Source organism: Streptomyces sp. NBC_00872 (assembly GCF_045161915.1).
In the GTDB taxonomy this organism is placed as follows: domain Bacteria; phylum Actinomycetota; class Actinomycetes; order Streptomycetales; family Streptomycetaceae; genus Streptomyces.
On sequence record NZ_CP108806.1, the window covers coordinates 5,169,170 to 5,187,639 of the forward strand.

General features: G+C 67.5%; 16 protein-coding genes and 2 pseudogenes. 12 read left to right on the top strand and 6 right to left on the bottom strand.

Annotation, left to right across the window (positions count from 1 at the left end):
• Nucleotides 1-220: 220 nt before the first annotated feature.
• Nucleotides 221-514: pseudogene (locus OG214_RS22235) on the top strand (cation:proton antiporter); the annotation flags it as partial.
• Between the two features lie 212 nt (nucleotides 515-726).
• Here OG214_RS22235 and OG214_RS22240 read toward each other — a convergent pair.
• The 3 genes and pseudogenes from OG214_RS22240 to OG214_RS22250 form a co-directional block, all read right to left on the bottom strand.
• Nucleotides 727-1,311 (bottom strand): annotated as a pseudogene (locus OG214_RS22240) (hydrogenase maturation protease); the annotation flags it as partial.
• A gap of 26 nt (nucleotides 1,312-1,337) precedes the next feature.
• On the bottom strand, nucleotides 1,338-3,179 hold the full coding sequence (locus OG214_RS22245; protein WP_363080131.1) for a multicopper oxidase: 1,842 nt from the start codon (nucleotides 3,177-3,179) through the stop codon (nucleotides 1,338-1,340).
• A 773-nt stretch (nucleotides 3,180-3,952) separates the two neighbouring features.
• Nucleotides 3,953-4,405, bottom strand: a complete 453-nt coding sequence (locus OG214_RS22250) for an Hsp20/alpha crystallin family protein (protein ID WP_405985717.1) — start codon at nucleotides 4,403-4,405, stop codon at nucleotides 3,953-3,955.
• A 374-nt stretch (nucleotides 4,406-4,779) separates the two neighbouring features.
• Between OG214_RS22250 and OG214_RS22255 the strand changes: the two genes are divergently transcribed.
• From OG214_RS22255 to OG214_RS22270, 4 genes are all read left to right on the top strand, one after another.
• On the top strand, nucleotides 4,780-5,766 hold the full coding sequence (locus OG214_RS22255; RefSeq protein WP_405985718.1) for a hypothetical protein: 987 nt from the start codon (nucleotides 4,780-4,782) through the stop codon (nucleotides 5,764-5,766).
• Nucleotides 5,750-5,989 carry an RHS repeat-associated core domain-containing protein gene (locus OG214_RS22260; RefSeq protein WP_405985719.1) on the top strand — a complete coding sequence of 80 codons (240 nt, stop codon included), beginning with the start codon at nucleotides 5,750-5,752 and terminating at the stop codon, nucleotides 5,987-5,989. Before OG214_RS22255 ends, OG214_RS22260 begins: the two co-directional genes overlap by 17 nt.
• A gap of 39 nt (nucleotides 5,990-6,028) precedes the next feature.
• Complete coding sequence (locus OG214_RS22265) at nucleotides 6,029-6,262, top strand: hypothetical protein (RefSeq protein ID WP_363080127.1); 234 nt, start codon at nucleotides 6,029-6,031, stop codon at nucleotides 6,260-6,262.
• Between the two features lie 678 nt (nucleotides 6,263-6,940).
• Nucleotides 6,941-7,159 (top strand): hypothetical protein, encoded by a 219-nt coding sequence (locus tag OG214_RS22270; protein WP_405985720.1) that lies wholly within the window; start codon nucleotides 6,941-6,943, stop codon nucleotides 7,157-7,159.
• Nucleotides 7,160-7,209: 50 nt separating this feature from the next.
• On the opposite strand, the gene OG214_RS22275 is transcribed toward OG214_RS22270, so the two are convergent.
• On the bottom strand, nucleotides 7,210-7,830 hold the full coding sequence (locus OG214_RS22275) for a DnaB-like helicase N-terminal domain-containing protein (RefSeq protein WP_405987570.1): 621 nt from the start codon (nucleotides 7,828-7,830) through the stop codon (nucleotides 7,210-7,212).
• 477 nt (nucleotides 7,831-8,307) lie between these two features.
• Between OG214_RS22275 and OG214_RS22280 the strand changes: the two genes are divergently transcribed.
• Nucleotides 8,308-10,791, top strand: coding sequence for a tetratricopeptide repeat protein (locus OG214_RS22280; RefSeq protein WP_405985721.1), 2,484 nt, complete (start codon nucleotides 8,308-8,310; stop codon nucleotides 10,789-10,791).
• A 24-nt stretch (nucleotides 10,792-10,815) separates the two neighbouring features.
• Here the strand turns inward: OG214_RS22280 and OG214_RS22285 are convergent, their stop codons facing one another.
• Both OG214_RS22285 and OG214_RS22290 read right to left on the bottom strand, forming a co-directional pair.
• Nucleotides 10,816-12,081 (bottom strand): hypothetical protein, encoded by a 1,266-nt coding sequence (locus tag OG214_RS22285; RefSeq protein WP_405985722.1) that lies wholly within the window; start codon nucleotides 12,079-12,081, stop codon nucleotides 10,816-10,818.
• Complete coding sequence (locus tag OG214_RS22290; RefSeq protein WP_405985723.1) at nucleotides 12,002-12,634, bottom strand: hypothetical protein; 633 nt, start codon at nucleotides 12,632-12,634, stop codon at nucleotides 12,002-12,004. Before OG214_RS22290 ends, OG214_RS22285 begins: the two co-directional genes overlap by 80 nt.
• Before the next feature lie 558 nt (nucleotides 12,635-13,192).
• Between OG214_RS22290 and OG214_RS22295 the strand changes: the two genes are divergently transcribed.
• The 6 genes from OG214_RS22295 to OG214_RS22320 all read left to right on the top strand — a co-directional run bounded on the left by OG214_RS22295 (nucleotide 13,193) and on the right by OG214_RS22320 (nucleotide 18,459).
• Nucleotides 13,193-14,272, top strand: coding sequence for an MBL fold metallo-hydrolase (locus OG214_RS22295; RefSeq protein ID WP_405985724.1), 1,080 nt, complete (start codon nucleotides 13,193-13,195; stop codon nucleotides 14,270-14,272).
• Between the two features lie 64 nt (nucleotides 14,273-14,336).
• Nucleotides 14,337-15,146, top strand: coding sequence for an alpha/beta hydrolase (locus OG214_RS22300; protein WP_405985725.1), 810 nt, complete (start codon nucleotides 14,337-14,339; stop codon nucleotides 15,144-15,146).
• Complete coding sequence (locus tag OG214_RS22305; RefSeq protein ID WP_363084143.1) at nucleotides 15,143-15,949, top strand: SDR family oxidoreductase; 807 nt, start codon at nucleotides 15,143-15,145, stop codon at nucleotides 15,947-15,949. The genes OG214_RS22300 and OG214_RS22305 overlap by 4 nt, the downstream gene beginning before the upstream one ends.
• An 80-nt stretch (nucleotides 15,950-16,029) precedes the next feature.
• The gene (locus tag OG214_RS22310; RefSeq protein ID WP_363084142.1) at nucleotides 16,030-17,052 is read left to right on the top strand and encodes an alpha/beta hydrolase; all 1,023 of its coding nucleotides are present in this window, start codon (nucleotides 16,030-16,032) and stop codon (nucleotides 17,050-17,052) included.
• A gap of 26 nt (nucleotides 17,053-17,078) precedes the next feature.
• Nucleotides 17,079-17,555, top strand: a complete 477-nt coding sequence (locus tag OG214_RS22315; protein ID WP_363084141.1) for a cupin domain-containing protein — start codon at nucleotides 17,079-17,081, stop codon at nucleotides 17,553-17,555.
• Nucleotides 17,556-17,601: 46 nt separating this feature from the next.
• Nucleotides 17,602-18,459, top strand: a complete 858-nt coding sequence (locus OG214_RS22320) for an alpha/beta fold hydrolase (protein WP_405985726.1) — start codon at nucleotides 17,602-17,604, stop codon at nucleotides 18,457-18,459.
• Nucleotides 18,460-18,470: the final 11 nt, after the last annotated feature.

Below are 18,470 nucleotides of genomic sequence, written 5' to 3' on the forward strand. Positions count from 1 at the left end.
GAGGGTTCGTCCGACCGACAGCGGCTCAAGACGATGCATGGCGCACACCATGAGTGGCCTCACCGCATGGGGACCTACGGAAAGATCAAAAAATTCATGAAATTCCCTCTCTTGCCACTCCAAGGAACGGAACCTCGGATTTCTCTCCATGTCGTCCTGATCCCAATGGAACAGTGATCCCGTGCGAGGACTGGAGATCATCGTCGTGGTGCTGACGGCCGTGCTGGCCCTGACGTGGCTGGCCCGGCGGCTACCGGCGAGTGAACCGCTGTTCCTGCTGTTCGGGGGTGTGCTGCTCGGCCTGGTTCCGTCCTTCGGAGAGGTGCGCCTGTCCGGCGAGGTCGTTCTGCTGATCTTCCTGCCGCCGCTGCTGTATGCCGAGGCGCTGAATGTCTCGCTGTACCAGATCAAGGCCAATTTCCGCGTGATCGTGCTGCTCGCGGTGGGGCTTGTGCTGGTCACGCTGGTGACGGTCGCCGCTACCGCGCACGCCTTCGGCCTGGCATGGGCGGTCGCCTTCGTGCTCGGCGCGATCCTTTCGCCGACCGACGCCACGGCTGTGGCCCTGGTGGCGCGTGGCATGCCCCGCCGGTTCGTGGCCATGTGCAGGCGGAGAGCCTGGTCAACGACGGTACCGCGCTGGTGGCCTATGCCGTGGCCGTCGACATCGCGGTCGGCCGGCGTGCGTTCACCTGGGGTGACGCCGTCGGACGCGACCACACGGGCGACGGCCGGCGAGGGGCCGACACCGACCGACTGGTCCGCTCCTTCCACCGCGAAGATCACGAGTCGTTCCGGAAGCCGTCCCAGCACACGCGAAAGCTCAACCGCTTCCGGGAGCCCGAAACCGTGCGTACTGCTTCCCGGCGCCTGCTCCAGCCTCTTGATGCCCATGTCCAGCCGGTGTACCACCCCCGCCTGTCCGGGCCGCGCGCGAGCAGCGTCCACCACGACGGCGAGTTCCGTGTTCTCCCACATGTCCATCAGGCGGCCCGGATCCCCGTCGCACGATGCGAGGCGCACCCATGGCGGCAGGGGATGCCGGGCGGCCCGGGAACGCAGTCCGCCGATCACGGCCAGGCCCACCGCGTCGTCACGTCTGCATATGTTGCCGACGCCAATGAGCATGACACGTGTACGCGTCTTCATCCCAGCTCCTTCCGGCCATCCGCTTCGGCGACCCGGCCGGTCGCGGAACCGGCTCGCACCTCGCCTGGTATGGATGCCGCAGGAGCGCGGTGCCCCGAGCGCTCGGCGACATCGCGTCGGTGCCCCGTCCCCGGCCGGAGTCCGGCTCCGTCCCGCCTCCATCCCGGCTCTCGTTCTCCGGCGATCCCTCACGAGGGGCCGACGCGAAATGGCCGCATCATCTCGTTGTCCTCGTGCTCCAGCATGTGGCAGTGCCACATGTAGTGGCCCGCCTGGTCGAATCGGGCCTTGACCCGGGTGACGGCGTTCGGAGAGACGATCACCGTGTCCTTGAAGCCGCGCTCCCACGGCTCCGGAGGGCGTACTGCCTGCCCTTCCGGTTGCCGGTCGACCACCTGGAACTGAACTTCGTGGATGTGGATCGGGTGTGCGTCCTTCGTGAAGTTGTGGATCTCCCAGACCTCGGTCGCGCCCAGGGCGGGGTCCTCCGTCACCGGATCGCCCCATCCCAGGGTCACCGGTTCTCCCTTCGAGTCCAGAACACCCAGAAGTACGGCGCGGGGACCCACGCCTTCCAGACGAGCGGAGTTGACCTCGTTCAGGGAGAGTCGCCGGGTGCGGCTCGCCGCACCCAACCGCTCGCACCGGGGCAAAGTGAGCTGCGAGGCCGGTGTCGACCTGTCCGGCGCCGTGAGCGGTTCCACCACGAACTTCATGACCTGCCCGGTGGTCTTCGGATTCGCCGGCGGAAAATCCGTGCCGGCCACTCCGCCACCGAACGCCGTGTCCGGTCCCTCGTTGATGAGGTACAACTCGGTCCCCGTCGGGATGGAAGTGAAGTCGACGATGACATCGGCCCGTTCGGCCGGAGCAGTCAGCAGTTGATCGAGTTGGACGGGCGCCGGCAGAAATCCTCCCTCACTGCCGATCTGCCAGAAGGGAAGCGCTGGGGCAGCCGGCCGGGACGCCAAGGGGTCGGCAACGATCTTGAGGATCAGGAAGCGCGCGTTGCACCCGTTGAGAAACCGGAACCGGTAGCGGCGCGGTTCGACCGACAGTACCGGCCAGGTCCTGCCATTGGTGACCATCGCGTTGGCGAAGAACTCCGGGTTCCAGATCGGTGCTATATCGCTGTCCGGCACGTAGGGCCCCTTGAATCCGTCGAAGAACGCCCTGCTCGCCGGATAGAAGAGGCTTCCGTCGGTGTTGAACGACCGGTCCTGGATGACGACCGGAATCTCGTAGTACCTCCTGCCCGGTGAGTCGCCGAGTTTCGGCGCCGGCCCTGGAAGCACCCCCTCGTCGAGGTCGTCCGGCCCACCGCGCAGAAGGTAGAAGCCCGCCAGCCCGGCGTACACATTGAGCCGGGTGACGCCCAGGGCGTGATCGTGGAACCAGAGACTGGAGGCCCGACCGTGATTGGCGTAGTGGAACACGGCATCCCCCAGGCTCCACTTCACACCGAACAGCTCCGTGGATTTCCTTCCGAACTCCTCGTAGTAGGACCCGGTCCTCGCGTAGCCCGCCGGGATGTCATGCGCGTCTGGCAGATACCACGCCTCGGCGTAGCCGTCGCTCTCCTCGGCGTTCCGCCCTCCGTGCAGATGCGTCACGATGGGCACGGGACCCGTGTACGGGCCGGGTGTCGAGGTGAACGTGGGGGACGAGTCCCGCCCCGAGGCTCCGCCCGGAGGGTTTGCCCAGTGCAGCGTGGGGTCCACCGGCAGCAGATGCGGTAGGTAGTTCCCTCGCGCGTCAAGCAGACGGTTGGCCCACGTCACCCGGACTGCCCTGTCCACCTCGGCCTCCACGGTGCGGGCGGGGTAGCTGAATGTGTCGGGGTGCCGCGACGAGCCGTATCCCCAGACGACCGTGGCAGGCCTGCCGGGAGGCAGCACCTGCTGCTGGAACTGCCGGACACCGATCGAATAGCTGTCGAGGCCCGTCCCGCCGTCCCGCGAGTCCCGCGGCATGACCGGCGGTATCACGAGTTCAGCGACGTACTTCTCCAGCGTCTCTGGATCGAGCACCCCATCCGCCGCCTGGATTGCGGATACCGAATCAATCGGCAGGAAAAGATGAGCCCCTGCGATGACACCCGCCTGCACGACTCGCCGCCTGCTGATCATTGGCACTCCCGCGTATCACCAGCACCGACTCACATCCAGGAGATTCCCCGAGACACCATCTAGCGAATCCTGCACAGTTGTTGAAATTGCGTGGCAGGGCAAGGACATTCCTTAGTCACCGCGCACCGTTACTTCCGCCCCCTACGATTCCACCACCCTGCGAACTGTTGGCGGCTGCTGAGACTGCGGTGTGAACATTGCCGATAAGGTCCTGTTGTGCCTCGGTAAGCCCACACAGGGAGACGGGTTCCCCGCTGACGGGAGAACTATGACTGCCGCAGATGGTCAGGTCGCCAAAGATACACTTTTGCGGGCCGCCCAAGGCGGTCACGACATCAGCAGCGATGCGGTTCGACGGAAAGGCGCTGGCCAGACAGGAGTCGTTGCGGACGTGCCCCTGCAGACCATTTCCGCCCCATGCGGCGCGCTGAATAATGAAGGTCGCCGGGGTCCTGTGCTGCGGGCCTGAGTTCCCCAGCATCCGATCGGGGACGCCGTCGCGGAAATCTAGCCGTCCGTCTGGTGCGATGAGTGCGTAGAGACCCCTCATGGAACGCTCCAGGGCTCAGTGTCGGCAGTGGGCATTCCGCTCACCGGTAGGCAGTAATCCTCGAACCTTGCCAAGAGCCCTATTGTGGGTGGTGAGGCGACAATCGCCCTCCGCCACAGATGCCTCAGGATTTAGTGATCTCGACATGGTGCGGCTTAGCCGCCTGCGCCTTGGGCACGGTGACAGTCAGTACCCCGTCGGACAGTCCCGCCGTGACCCCTTTGGTCTTGAGATCTGCTGGTAGCAGCGCCCTGCATTCGAAATATCCCGTGCGCCGCGTATTGTGGCGGAGGACGCCCTCGCGCTCGCGTTCTTTGTACTCCCCGGCGATGTGCAGTTCCCGGTTGCCGATCTCGACGTCGATGTCCTCACGTTCGATCCCGGGCAGCTCCGCCTCAACCATGTAGGCATCGTCAGACTCGTGCAGGTCGGCCAGCGGCGACCAGGTCCCGGCAGAGGAATCGGTGCCGACGGTTTCCACGAAGCGGTTCATCCGCTCAAAGAGGGCAGCGAATTCGGCGGCGGTCGGCTCGGCCCCAGCCGAGGAAAGGGAAGGGCCGTTCGGTGAGTCTGCCAAGCCTGCGGTGTGCGACGGGAAGAGACATCACGGTTCACCCCCTCAAAGCGACGATTCGCCCTCATCTCCATTCTGCGCGCCTGTCTGCCGCGCCGCGAATCGGGCAACTGGTGTAACGCTCAAAGACCACCGGCGCGATCCGATCCTGAGCCCTGAAGCCGAAGCCTGGCCGTGCTCCTTCGAGCCGACCGCCGCGACGTCGCCGATACGCAGTTCCTCAGGAGAAGGTCAAGGATGCTGGATGCTGGGTGCGCAGGGAAACTGCCTACTCCTCCACATCATCCCCTGAGTTCCCGCACCACTTTCTGTAGGCGGCTACGGCGGTCGGCAGGGTCGGGAAGATCAGGCCCGTGCCTACGGGGGGAGTCGTAGCGGTGGATGAGCAGTCCGGGGATGGTGCGAGCCTCTGGGTAATCGTCGACTTCACCGACTCGGTAGCCGGTGAGTTCTCCGTCACCTACGACGCCGACGGCCAGGTCCTGACTCGGAAACTGCCCGGCGGATTTACCATGCGCCAGAACACCAACCCGGCAGGCATGCCCACTGAGCGCAGCTACAGCCGCGACAGCGACGGGGAAATCCTCTTCTCCGAAACCATCGTGCCCACTGTCCACGGGCAGCGCTCCTCCTGCACCGGCTCCGCCGGCCAGACCGCTGGCGAAACCTACACCTACGACCGGATTGGCAGACTCACCCGGGCAGCGGACGACGCAGTCGACGGCATCTGCGTAACCCGCAGTTACATCTTCGACAAGAACTCCAACCGCAAGTCTCTGGCCACGGCAGCCCCCGGACTGGAATGCACGACTGCAGGCGCGACAACAACCAGCCACGCCTACGACAGCGCCGACCGCCTGGTCGACGCCGGCTACACATACGACGCTTTCGGCCGTACCATCGAGGCTCCCGGCACCACGCTGGCGTACTACGCCAATGACCTGGTCCGTCAGCAGACCGCGGCAAACCAGCGCCAGACATGGACCCTCGACTCCCAGCTGCGCTCGCGCGCCTGGACGGTCGAGACCAACAACTCGGGTAGCTGGACCAAGACCCAGTCCAAACTCAACCACTACAGTTCCGACCCCGATACCCCGCGCTGGATCGTGGAAGACACTGCCACCGGTGCTCTGACCCGCAGTGTCAACGGCTTCGACGGCCAGCTCGCCGCGACCACCGCTAAGAGCGGCGGGACCGTGCTCCAACTGGTCAACCTGCACGGTGACGTTGTAATCCAACTGCCCACTACCGCCGGACAGGCGGCCACGGTCCTCAGCACCGACGAGTACGGCAATCGTGCCGCAGATCACGCCACCACCCGCCACCCGCTACGGCTGGCATGGAGGCATGCACCGTTCCAGTGAGTCCCTTACGGACCTCACACTCATGGGCGTGCGCCTCTACAGCCCCACCCTGGGACGCTTCCTGTCCTCCGACCCGGTCCCCGGCGGTAGCTGCAACGCCTACGACTACGCTTGCGCCGACCCAGTCAACAACGAGGACGTGACCGGCTGCGCGACCTGCCGGGTCCCAAAGCATGCCTGGACCGGCCGCAGCTACACGACCGTTCTGCGCACGACTGGCTAGAGCTACGGCAGCTGGCAGAATTACAACTACCACTGGTACATGGACGTCATCAGCGGCGACTGGGGGCCTGTGCCCATCGCCGCCTGGTACGGCTGGGGCCGACAGAAGATCTTGGCTTCCTTCGAAACCCGCTACCAGTATTCCTACCGCGACCGCGTCACATATCGCGTCGCGTGGTCGGGCTACAAGTGGACCCGCACCGGAGGCTGGAGCTGGGCGCGAACTTCTCGCACCTACGTGTCCTCTTACCGCATTGTCCACACAAGGGGCTGACCTAGCCACTGACCAGCCATGAGTAGGGTGGCGCTCCACGGGATCCCGCCGTGGAGCGCCACCCCTGCTTCGACACTCAACCGATTGCCGAAGAACACCCAGCTCGACAGCCGCACGAAAGAGTCCGCGGCTCTCCGAGACGAGTGTGACGGGGACCGCGGTGGTGTTCACCGTTCCGCCGGGCAGTGCCGGGCCCGGGCTTGGTGTGAAAGGCCAGTGGGGCGTGAAGGTCGCCTTGGCCCAAGTCGCGGTGCCGACGGCCGAGGCGACGACTTTGCCGTCAGCCTGGGACTTCGAAGAGGGTGATGAGCGAAGTGGGCGTGCTCGTTGGCCAGTTCACGGTGGTGGTCGACTTCGTGTAGTACGTGCTGCCGGATCCACTCCCGGCAACGGACTTGAGTGTCAGTCCGGCGGCCCAGATGCGGATGGTGGGGGACTGGGCGCAGAGCTGGACGTCGGGGCATTCGGTGGCGTAGCCGCCGCGGTGGCCGGAGATTTTGAAGCTTCACGGACTGGCCTGCCCTGGACCTATCGTTGTCGATGCCGGCGGTCAAGACCTCCGTGACCCGGATTGCCGCGTGGGAACTCGGTCAGTACACGAGCGCCCCGGCAGGCAAGGCGCCCCTTTGAGGGCTGGGGCGCTGGGCAAAGCAGGGTGGGACGTGCTGTGATGCTGTGATGAAGCTGCCCTGGTGGTCCGAAATCAGGTCGTTGGTTGCGTGGTGGGTGGTTGTGACCATGCTTCTTTGGCTTCTCGGCAAGCTCTTTGGCCAGTCGGTCAACCTCATCGGGTGTGCCGCGACCGCCGTGCTCGTGATCGCCATCGGTGAAACCGGCGACTGGCTCAGACGGCGGCGATCCTCGGGTCGCGCCGCGAGGGAACGCCGGACCGGCTGACGCCCCCACGGGTCGTCACGGACGAGAGGCGGACGGGACTGGCGAGTGGTTCAGGTGGGGGCCCGTGAGGAAGTGCGTGCGGTGGGTGCCGCAGGGAAGGCGCCGGGGCGTTGCGGGGGTTGGGCCGGTGGTTGTGGTGTGCTGCGGGCGAGCGCGGCGTGGGCCCGGGCGGGCGGGGATGTGCCGGCCGGCGGCGTGGGCGCGAGGGTTGGCCCGGGGGTGTCGTTGGTGGTCTGCCAGCGGGTGCGGGCGTCGTTGAGGGGGTCGAGGGCGTGCAGGGCGTGGCTGATGAGCCGTCCCGGGGCCAGTGCTTCGTTCTCGGCCAGTGCCCGGATGGCGCGGGCGGAGGTGGCGGCGGTGCGGGTGAGGGAGGAGCGCATGATCCGCTCACCGAGCCACTCGGCGTTCCCAGCGCCGCTGCCGTCGCAGATGCTGGCGAGCTGGTCGGCGGTCAGTGTGCCGTCGGCGAGCAGGCCGCGTCGCTGGGCCTCCCACACCAGCGTCATCTGGTCGATGGGCTCACCGCGGTGATGCAACGCGCTCAGGCATCGGTAGAGGTGGGCGTGGGCGGTGTCGGCGAAGTCGTCCGGCCGCAGCCAGCCGGCCACCTCATCCATCGCCCCTGACCGGTCGGCCAGGACGGCGAGCAGGAATCGTTCGTCCTCGGCCACCTCCAAGACGTGGGCTGTGTACCAGCCGGGTCCGCACGCGCCGGGTTGAGCGCCAGGGGCCATAGCCTCGATCGAGACGTTGAATCGGGCGGGTCTCACGCACGGAGTCGGCAAGAGAGGTAACGTCCGGTTGGCATGTGACCACCTCAGACTGATCGACCTCACCCGCGCCACCGACGACCCACGACGCACCCGGCCCTTTGCCGTTTCTCGGCTCCGAGGGCTACCTCTCGCTGGAGCCCGTCGAGGTGTTCTCCTGGTGTCCGTGCATGGTGCACGTCGTGACCAGGCACGGATCTTCCTCCGGTCCTGAGAGGATGCCTCGGCCCGTGCGGTCGGCGTCGCGTCGTCAACTCTTCCGGTGGAGTGCTGCTCGGCCGCCCGTATTTCGCCGTTGCCGGTTGTGTCGGGGATGGAGCGTGCCGTCTCCATACCTTTACGGTGACTGTGGAGAGGTCGGACGATACAGGGGGCTTGATGGAAGAGCTGGTTGCGCTGGCCACGTCGGGGGCGACGGCCCTGGTCGGAGTAGCGATGTCTGATGCGTGGACCGTCTTCAAGTCCCGGGTGGGGGCGCTGTTCGGGCTTGACGAGCAGGCCGAGGGGGAGGCGGTTCTGCGTGAACTGGAAGATATGCGCGATGGTTCGAGGACGGACCAGCAGGGTGGAACGGCGACGGCGGACGCGGAAGGGCGGTTGAGTGGAAGACTGCTCGATCTGTTGACAGAGCAACCTTCGCTGGCGGGCGAATTGCGGGACTTGCTGACCGATGCTCAGACCGCCGTCAACAACGGCACCATGGTGGTGGGTGACCAGACGCAGGTGTCAAACGTCTACAACTACTACGCGAATCCGGCTGTTGTGCCGTCCTCCGGGCGAGGCGTGGCGGCCCCGGTGCCTCGTATCCCCGGGCCGCAGAGTCAGTACTACGAGAACAACTGGGAGATCCAGCGCCAGATGGACGAGGCATGGGCGTCGTGCAAGGGCGGTCGTGTTCGTACAGTGCTGTATCTCTACGGTGTGCTCGGCATCGGCAGTTCCGCAACCGCGCACCACTGGCGGCGCAGGCGCAACGATGAACTGCCCGAGCGCCAACTGCGTGCCTCGCTGGGAAGGGACGCCTCGGGGAATCTGCCGGACATAATGGCGATTCTGGAGCGCTGGTTCCGCGAGCTGGGGGTGCCGAAGGAGGATGTTCCCGCAGACCCCGAGAGCCGACAGGTGTTCTTCCAGGCGCTCACCGAACGGGCCCCGCTGCTCGTGATGCTGGAAGATGTCGTACTCGCCTCGCAGGTTGCCCAGTTGATGCCGGGCTCGTCGGACAGTGTCGTACTCATCACCAGCAACTCACTTCTGCCGCAGTTGGTCGCCACATATCACGCATTGCCCGTGAAGATTCCGCCGCTCCCGCCTGAGCACAGCCGGAAGGTTCTGGTCAAGGTGGGCCGGCTGGAGGCCGATGCGGTGAAGTTCGCACCGGAACTCGATCGGATCACCGAGGCGTGTGGCGGGCTGCCGCTGGCCTTGTGCTTGGCTGGCGGGCAGCTTGCGGTCGGGTACCCCGGAAGAATCCGGGAGCTGGCGGTGGAAATGTCGACGCGCGAAACCAGGCTCGGGGCCTTCGGTCAGGAGGGTGAACTGACGGCGACCGCCATGGCTGCCTCCTCGTACCGCAGCTTTGTGGAGCGGGCACCGGTAGCGGCGCGGCTGTACCGTCGCCTCGGTCTGCATCCGACCGCTGGCTTCCACATGGATGTAGTAGGCGCTCTGCTGCCCGGCACCGACGAGTCGGCCCGAGGGGAAGCGCTGTCGGCGCTCGTGGTGGCGAACCTCGTCGAACGGACCGGCCCCGAGACCTATGCCTTCCAGCACCACTTGATCCATGATCACGCTCTGGCCTGTACTCATGCTGACGAGCCAGAAGCGGAACGCGAGGCGGCGTTGGACCGACTGCTGCGGCATTTCATGGAATTCGCGGAGCGGATGGACGCGGCCCTGTCGTCCCGGTACCGGCACGATCCGGCAGGAGCGTATCCCGAGTATGCGCCGACCGGTCCAGTTGACCAACAGGCAGTCGTCGCGGAACTCGAACTGCGGCGTGAGAGCCTGTGCCGCGCGGTGGGCGTGGCCCACGAAACCCGTCGTTACGAGGTGGCATGGCGTCTGAATCAGGGGATGTGGACATTCTTCCTCCGGTGCGGGTACCACGCTGCCTGGATCGAGACGGCCGGGGTGGCCTACGAATCCGCGCTGGAATGCGGCGATCTGCTGGCTGCCGCCAGAATGCGATACAGCCGTGGCTATGCCCGTCTCGACCGATGGAGCAGGGTCCAGGGCGACCCGGAAGCCGCGCGCGAGGACTTCGAGCAGGCGCTCGTCCTCGTGCGTCCGGAAGGCAGACAGCAGACGGAAGGGGAGCGACGCACGGAGTCCAGCCTGCTGGAGGGGCTTGGCCAGCTCACACACAAGGAGGGCGACGCCGAGCGCGCTCTGGAATACCTGGACGCCGCACTGCGGGCCCTGGACGGAATTGCTCATCCCCGCGGCCGTGCCTTGATCGCCTTCCATACAGGTCCCGTCTACACCGCCCTGGGCAGGCATGACGAAGCCGCCGCAGAACTGACGTCCGCACGGGACCAATTCACGGCACTGCCCAAGCCGGACTACTACAACGAAGCTCGGACGCTGACCCGTTATGCCGAGGCCCGGCAGGCGGCCGGGGAGCTGGAAGAAGCCCTGGGCGCTTTCGGCCGGGCAATTCGGATCATGCCCCAGCATGGTACCGATTACCAGCAGGCCATCATTTTCCATCTCCGGGGCAAACTGCTGTTCGAGCAGGGCGACCGGGCAAGGGGCGCGAGTGACTGGAGTGCCGCTGCTGGTCTGTTCCGGAAGGCGAACAGCCCGCGAGCTCAAGAAGTGGAACGGCATCTCGCAGAAGAGACAGAACGGACGGAATAGTCGGAGGTCGATCCTGGCGCAGCGTCAGGCAGGAAAAATGTCGAGCAGCCCTGGCTCGGCCTCCTGGCCGATCGTCACCTGAACCCGGGCCGGGGCATGGGTATCCGGCCCGGATATGACGTGATCGTGCACCACCGACGCGCAGATCGCGGCCGACGCCCACCACGGGCGTCGGCCGCTCCAGCAGACCCGCAGCCGCAGGTGATTCCTGAGTAGAGCCAGGCAGCCGTCCTCGGGCTCCTCGACAGCGAGCAGCGCACACCCTGGATACCGGGCGAATGCCTCCGGCCGTCCCTGTGGACCGCGCGAAGAGCGAGAGCGGCCGAGCGGCACCAGCAGAATGTCGGCCGAACCGGGCCATCGGCTGTCGGGATCGTTGATATCGGCCACGAGGTGGGTGCCTGCCAGATGCCGTTCCTCCCTGCGCCGCTGCACGGCCGCCGGATATCGCGCCACGGTCGCCCGGCCATTCACGGGGACCACCGATACGTACATCGGTGGCGCGGCCGGCGACAAGGGTCTGACCGGATTAGCCGGGGGGACAGGAACCACACGCGGACTCGCCGGTATTGCGGGCTCGGGGAGATCGAGCCACTTGTAGAACAGGTGTCGCAGCAGAGCGGCTGACTCTCCCGGCCGGGAGGTGACGGTCCCGCCCAGCCGTTGCAGTTCAACCTTGTCGGGCTGATCGGCGACGGCTTCGAGGAGTTGGGGCAGAACCTGCCGGTGTTGCGACAGGCGAGGCAGCAATTCGCCCAGCCGGGCCATAGGGGAACGAGGCGCGATTTTCGATTCCGCGAAAGAGCCCAGGATGGTGGGAACGTTCAAGGCTACTGAATACATGCTCAAAGAGCCGTGGTCGCCAAAAAATCCATCCGCTGCCAGTAGGGCAGCCTTCCATGTTTCTGATTCCGGCGACGGCAGCAACAGCCCGCAGTCCGTGAGCGGGGCCAACCAGCTCTGCAATTGCCACCCGCCGTGGCCGTACCATGCGTTCGGGTGGATTGCGGCAAGAACCCGATACTCGTCGGCCGGAAGTTCCGCCAGCGCGCGGCGAAGGACATCGGTCGCGGGATCTTCCGATGCCAGGACCGACTCCTGCCCCCAGGTCGAGGAGACCACTATCAGCTTCTGGCCGGGCCTGACACCAAGCGCGTGCCGGTAGGTCTCACGGAACGGCCTGCTCACCCGCAACTGGTCAAAGCACGGATCACCCGCCACCACGCTGACGGGAACAGCTTCGGGACAGCTCACCGCAAGCCGATCCCGCTGTTCCTCGTGGGAGAGCACGATGGCTGACGGGATTACCCGTCCGTTGTGCATCAGCCAGTCCGGCGACAACCCGAAGGCTTCCGGCTTCCGGCTTCCGGCTTCCGGCTTCCGGCTTCCGGCTTCCGGCTTCCGGCTTCCGGCTTCCGGCTTCCGGCTTCCGGCTTCCGGCTTCCGGCTTCCGGCTTCCGGCTTCCGGCTTCAAATGCTTATTATAACCTGCTCCGTGAGGCGCACCGATCAATGGTGTCCGCAGATTGCGCAGGTCCCCGCCGCGGCTGGTGGCTATCGCCACATCGAATTTACGTGCCTTCGCTTCGCTCCACGGTATGTGGAGAAAACCTTGAGAGGCGAAGAATTCGAGTGTCCCCCCGTCAAGAGCTGACGATTCTGTACATGTGAAGACAGTCTGCACTCGCCGATCGCCTTCGAACGCGGCCAGCAGATCGAGCAGTCGAGTCGCCGAAGTGATGTTGTGCACGATGCCCAGTACCGTTCGTTCTGCCACCATGCTCACCCAACGCTCGCTGTCCACGACCATCGGAAGCGGCAGTCTTTTCTCTTCATTCCGCACTTCTCGCTCCTCGCCACCCCAGCCCTGGGCCCGACGATAACGTGCCCGTGCAGGCTGCCGTCCGGGTCTGCTGCGGGCACCGGCACGTCGCCCCCAGCCGACAAGGTCGCCCGCAGAAGTTTCTGTGGGAGAGCGACAATCCTCGTGCTTTGGGCCTTTGCCGCTTCCGGTGCCCGTTGCGGTGGGCAGCCGGTGGCCGGACGCCTTTGGATATCGGTCCCCCTTCCTTGCTCCGGGCGCGCGCCGGGGCCGGATGCGGCGGGCCGCCCGGCGCGGGTCGGGGTCATCTCACCACGGCTCGCCTTTGCTTCGCACCGGGGCCGATCCCCTGTCCTGCCACGCGGCCGCGGCGTGCCAGGACAGGGGTCTTACCCCGGTTCGAACGGACCGGGCCTGCTGCTGTGCTGTGGGCAGTCGGGTGGAACTCCGCTGACATCGATGTCCGTGGTGGGCCTCACAGCGGCCTGGCCCGCGGTGGCCGCGATCGTGCTCGGCACGGCGGGCGGTCCGCTGCGAGCGACTGAACCCCTCGGCGCCGCATCTCCGATCCGGAAAGGCATGTCCATGAACCCGATGCCCTGGAACGCCCCGGCGAACCGCCGGACCCTGCTGCGTACGGCGGCCGCGCTGCCCTTCGCAGCCGTGGTCGGCGGTGCCCTGGAGGGCACCGCCGACGCGGCCGACGCTCCAGGCCTTCCCGACTTCGCACCGATCCCCGCCGCCGCGACCGGGCCGGACCTCAACGATTCGGGGTACTTCGTCGGCCGGATCGGCGGAAACCTCCACTGGGTCACCGACGGCTTCTACCAGGCGATGTTCCTCAGCACCCGGGACGGCGTCGTCCTGGTCGACGCGCCGCCGACGATCGGGCACAACCTTCTGCGGGCGATCGCCGAGGTGACGCGGGCCAACGGCCGTCCGGCGAAGGTCACGCACCTGGTCTACTCGCACTCGCACGCCGACCACATCGGGGCCTCGTCGATCTTCGGCAAGGACGTCGTGCGCATCGGCCATGCCGAATGCCGGCGCCTGCTGCGGCGCGACAACGACCCGAACCGTCCGGCGCCGACCGTGACCTTCGAGGACCGCTACACGCTCCACGTCGGCGGCGAGCGCCTGGAGCTGGCCTATCACGGCCCCAACCACAGCCCGGACAACATCTTCATCCACGCCCCGGAACACAAGACCCTGATGGTCGTCGACGTCCTGTACCCGGGCTGGGTGCCGTTCAAGAACCTCGCGGTCTCCCAGGACATCCCGGCCTGGCTCCGGGCGCACGACATCGCCATGGGGTACCCGTGGCGGACCCTCGTCGGCGGCCATCTCGGCCGGCTCGGCGTGCGCGCGGACGGCGACCTCCAGCGTGCCTACATGGCCGACCTCGAAGCCTCCACGCGGGCGTCGATGAACCTGGACCCCACGCCGTACTTCGAGAAGTACGGCCCGCAGGGCAACTCGTGGGCGATCTTCAAGACGTACCTCGACGCGGTGGCGGTCCAGGCCGCCGCGCCGGTCATCGCGAAGTACACCGGGGTCCTCGCCGCCGCCGACGTGTTCACCCTCGACAACGCGGCGGCCCTGGTCGAGTCCTTCCGTATCGACGCCGGGATGCTCGGCCCGTTCGGCACCCGCCCCTGATCCCTACACCGACATCGGCCAACCAGCATCCGCTGATTCCGCTCCTGAGAAAGGCCTCATCGCCATGACCAGCCCGATCCCGGTCCTCTTCATCCACGGCCTGTGGCTGCACAGCACGTCCTGGCAGCCCTGGATCGACCTGTTCCGCAAGGAGGGCTACGCTCCGTCCGCGCCAGGCTGGCCCGGCGATCCGGACACCGTGGAGGAGGCGCGGCAGAACCCGGAGAGCATCGCCGACCACGGTATCGACGACGTCGTCGAGCACTACGCGGCGATCATCCGCTCCATGGAGACGCTGCCGATCCTCATCGGCCACTCCTTCGGCGGCATGATCGCCCAGAAGCTCCTCGGCCAGGACCTGGCCGCGGCCGCCGTGGCGATCGACGCGGCCCAGATCAAGGGGGTCCTGCCGCTGCCGCTGTCCGCGCTGCGGGCGACGCTGCCGGTGTTCAGGAACCCGGCGAACAAGCACCGCGCCGTGTCCCTCACCGCCGAGCAGTTCCGCTTCGCGTTCGGCAACGCCCTGACCGAGGTGGAGTCCGACGCGCTGTACGAGCAGTGGACCATCCCGGCGCCGGGCAAGCCGCTGTTCGAGGCCGCCGCGGCGAACTTCGACCCCCATTCGCCGGCGAAGGTCGACACCGCGAACTCCGGGCGTGGTCCGATGCTGCTGATGTCCGGCGGCAAGGACCACACCGTTCCTGAGGCCGTCACCCGTGCCACGCTCAAGCAGTACCGGCACTCGCAGGCTGTCACCGAGTTCATGAGCTTCCCCGACCGAGGGCACTCGCTCACGATCGACGGCGGCTGGCGCGAGGTCGCGGACGCGGCGCTGGCCTGGCTCCGGCGGCAGAGCCTGGAGCCCTCGCAGTGACCGCGCCCGCCTTCGACCTGGGCCTGGCCGGTCAAAGGGCCGTGGTCACCGGCGCCGGCCGCGGTATCGGCCTGGCGGTCACCGAGCGCCTCCTGGCAGCCGGGGCCCGCGTCATCGCCGGGACCAGGAAACGTACCGAGGAACTCGACGACCTGGTCAAGGGGGGCGCTGAGCTGACCGTCGTGGAGGTCGACCTGGCCACCCCCGACGGCCCGGGTACGCTCGTGGCCGCCGCGGCCGGGCTGTACGGCGGGCTCGACGTCCTGGTGAACAACGTCGGCGCGGTGCGGCCGCGGGTCGACGGCTTCCTGGCCACGACCGACGCGGACTGGGACTGGACGTTCACGGTCAACGTGATGGCCGCCGTCAGGGCCACCCGCAGCGCGCTGCCGCACCTGATCGCGTCCGGCGACGGCCGGATCGTCACCGTCTCTTCCGTCAACGCCCGGCTTCCCGACCCGCTGGTCATCGACTACAGCGCCGCGAAGGCGGCCCTCTCCAACTTCTGCAAGGCGCTGTCCAAGCAGGTGGGACCGCAGGGCGTGCGCGTCAATTCGGTGAGCCCGGGCCCGGTCGAGACCGGGCTGTGGAAGGGCGCTGACGGGGTGGCCGCGACCGTCGGCGCCGGCCTGGGCCTCGATCCGGGCACCGTCGCCGAGACCGCCGCGGCCGATGCCGTCACCGGCCGTTTCACCCTGCCCTCCGAAGTGGCCGACCTGGTCGTGTTCCTGGCCGGCCGGTGTTCGGGCAACGTCACCGGCGCCGACTTTCTCATCGACGGAGGCATGACCGACACCCTCTGATCCCCTGTGCCGTGCCTGATCCCGTGCGCCGTGGCTGCCCGCCGACGTTCCGTCACCCACCACCCGTCCAGGAGTACCGAATGAGATTCCCCCTGCCCGGAAACCGCCGCCTGCTCGGCGCGGCCCTCGCCGTGGCCGTCGCCGTGGGCGCGACCACGATCACCGCGGCCGCACCTCCCGCACCTCATGCGGTCCTCGCAACTCACGCGGTTCCCGCGTCCGCCTCGTCCGCCGACGAGAAGATGCCCGCGGGGTTCAGCAAGCACAGGACCCGCGTCGCCGGCACCGGTCTGAACTACGTCATCGGCGGCCACGGACCGACGCTGCTGCTCATCCACGGCTACCCGCAGACCTGGTACGAGTGGCACGGCATCATGCCCGCACTCGCGAAGCACTACACGGTCATCGCCCCTGACCTGCCCGGTGCAGGACAGAGCGACGCCCCGCCCTCCGGCTACGACAAGAAGTCGATGGCCGCCAAGCTGCACGCGCTGCTGGCGTCGCTCGGCAAGGACGACGACGTGCGGATCGTCGGCCACGACATCGGCTCGATGGTCGCCTACTCCTACGCCGCCCAGTACCCGGCCACCGTCACCAAGCTCGTCCTGAGCGAGGCGCCGATCCCGGACCTGGGCATCTACAAGATTCCCTCGCTGACCGAACAGGGCCCCGGCGTGTGGAACTTCGGGTTCTTCAACCTGACCAACGGCCTGGCGGAGAACATGATCAAGGGCCGCGAGGTCGCCTGGACCGCCGGCTTCATCGGCGGGTTCGAGGGGGTCCAGGGCGCGGTGAGCCCGGCAGACATACGGGTGTTCGCCCATTACCTGCGCGACCCCGCGCACCTGGAGGCGAGCCTGGCCTGGTTCCGCGTGTTCCCGCAGGACATCCACGACAACGCGCAGTTCCAGAAGACCCCGCTGCGGATGCCGGTGCTGGCCATCGGCGCCTCGGGCAGCCTCGGCAGCGCGGTGGGCGATCAAGCCGCGCAGTACGCCTCGGACGTCACCGGGGTGACCGTTCCTGACTCCGGCCACTGGATCTACGAAGAACACCCCGAGGAGCTGACCACCATGCTGCTCGGTTTCCTCGGCCGCCCCTGAACCGCCGTACGCCCCTAGGAACGATCATGATCAAGAATTTCCCCGGCTTCGAGTCCACCCCCGAGCGCGAGCCGTTCTGGTTCCTCGGCGGGCAGGTCAGGATCCTGCTTCCCGGCTCCGCGACCGGCAACGCCGTGAGCCTCATGGAGTTCTCGGACCCGATAGGCCACGCGCCGCCGCGCCATGTGCACGAGAACGAGGAAGAACTCTGGTTCGTCCTCGACGGCGAGGTGTCGTTCTTCGTCGGCGACGAGCGCCACGACCTGACCCCCGGACAGGTCGCCCACGGCCCGCGTGGCGTGCCGCACAGCTACCTCGTCCGCTCCGAGGGCGCCCGGCTCGCCGTCGTCTTCAGCCCGGCCCTCATCGAGGAATGGTTCAAGGCCAACGGCACCCCGGTCGCCGAGGCCGGTGACCTCCCGCCGGCCTTCGACCTGGCGGCCGTCGTGGGCTCGGCGGAGGCCTTCCGCCTGCGCGTCACCGGCCCGCCGCCGACGCTGTGACCGGCCCCCGAGACCCCGAGCCCCCGAGACCTTGAAGGAAGACGACATGACGTACACCCAGCCCGTCCCGTCCGGCCAAGCCCTGCTGCGGCGCAAGAGCGTCGTGATCCCCGCGCTGGTGGCCGCGGCCCTGCTCGCCATCCCGGCGAGCTCCCAGGCCGCCCCGAACCCGGCGGCCCCGGCCGCCGGCGCCGTGATAACGGCCAAGCCGACGATCGTCCTGGTGCACGGCGCCTTCGCCGACTCCTCCAGCTGGGACGGGGTCGTCGCCCGGCTGGAGCGCGAGGGCTACCCCGTCCTCGGCCTGGCGAACCCGCTGCGCGACCTGCCCGGCGACGCCGCCTACCTGTCCGGCGTCCTGGACACCATCCCCGGTCCGGTCGTCCTGGTCGGGCACTCCTACGGCGGCGCGGTCATCACCGACGCCGCCGCCGGCCACGCCAATGTCAAAGCCCTGGTCTACATCGCGGCCTTCGCGCCCGACCAGGGCGAGAGCAGCCTGCAGATCACGGGCGAGTACCCGGGCAGCCAACTGCCCTCGTCCCTCGTGGTGCGGCCCTTCCCCGGTGGTGGCCAGGACGCCTACATCGACCCGGCTGCCTTCCAGAAGGTCTTCGCCGCGGATGTGCCCGCCCGCGAGACCCGCCTGATGGCGGCCGGACAACGCCCGGTCGCACTGGCCGCGCTGGCCGCTCCCAGCAGTGCACCGGCCTGGCGGACCATCCCGTCCTGGTACCTGGTCGCCGGCGCCGACCGGGCCATCCCGCCGGCTGCCGAGCGGGCCATGGCCCGGCGCGCCCACGCCCGCACCGTGACCGTCCCGGGCGCCTCGCACGCCGTGCCGGTCTCCCACCCGGAAGCCGTCGCGAACCTCGTCGAGGCGGCCGCGCGGGCCACCGCCTGACCTGTTGACCA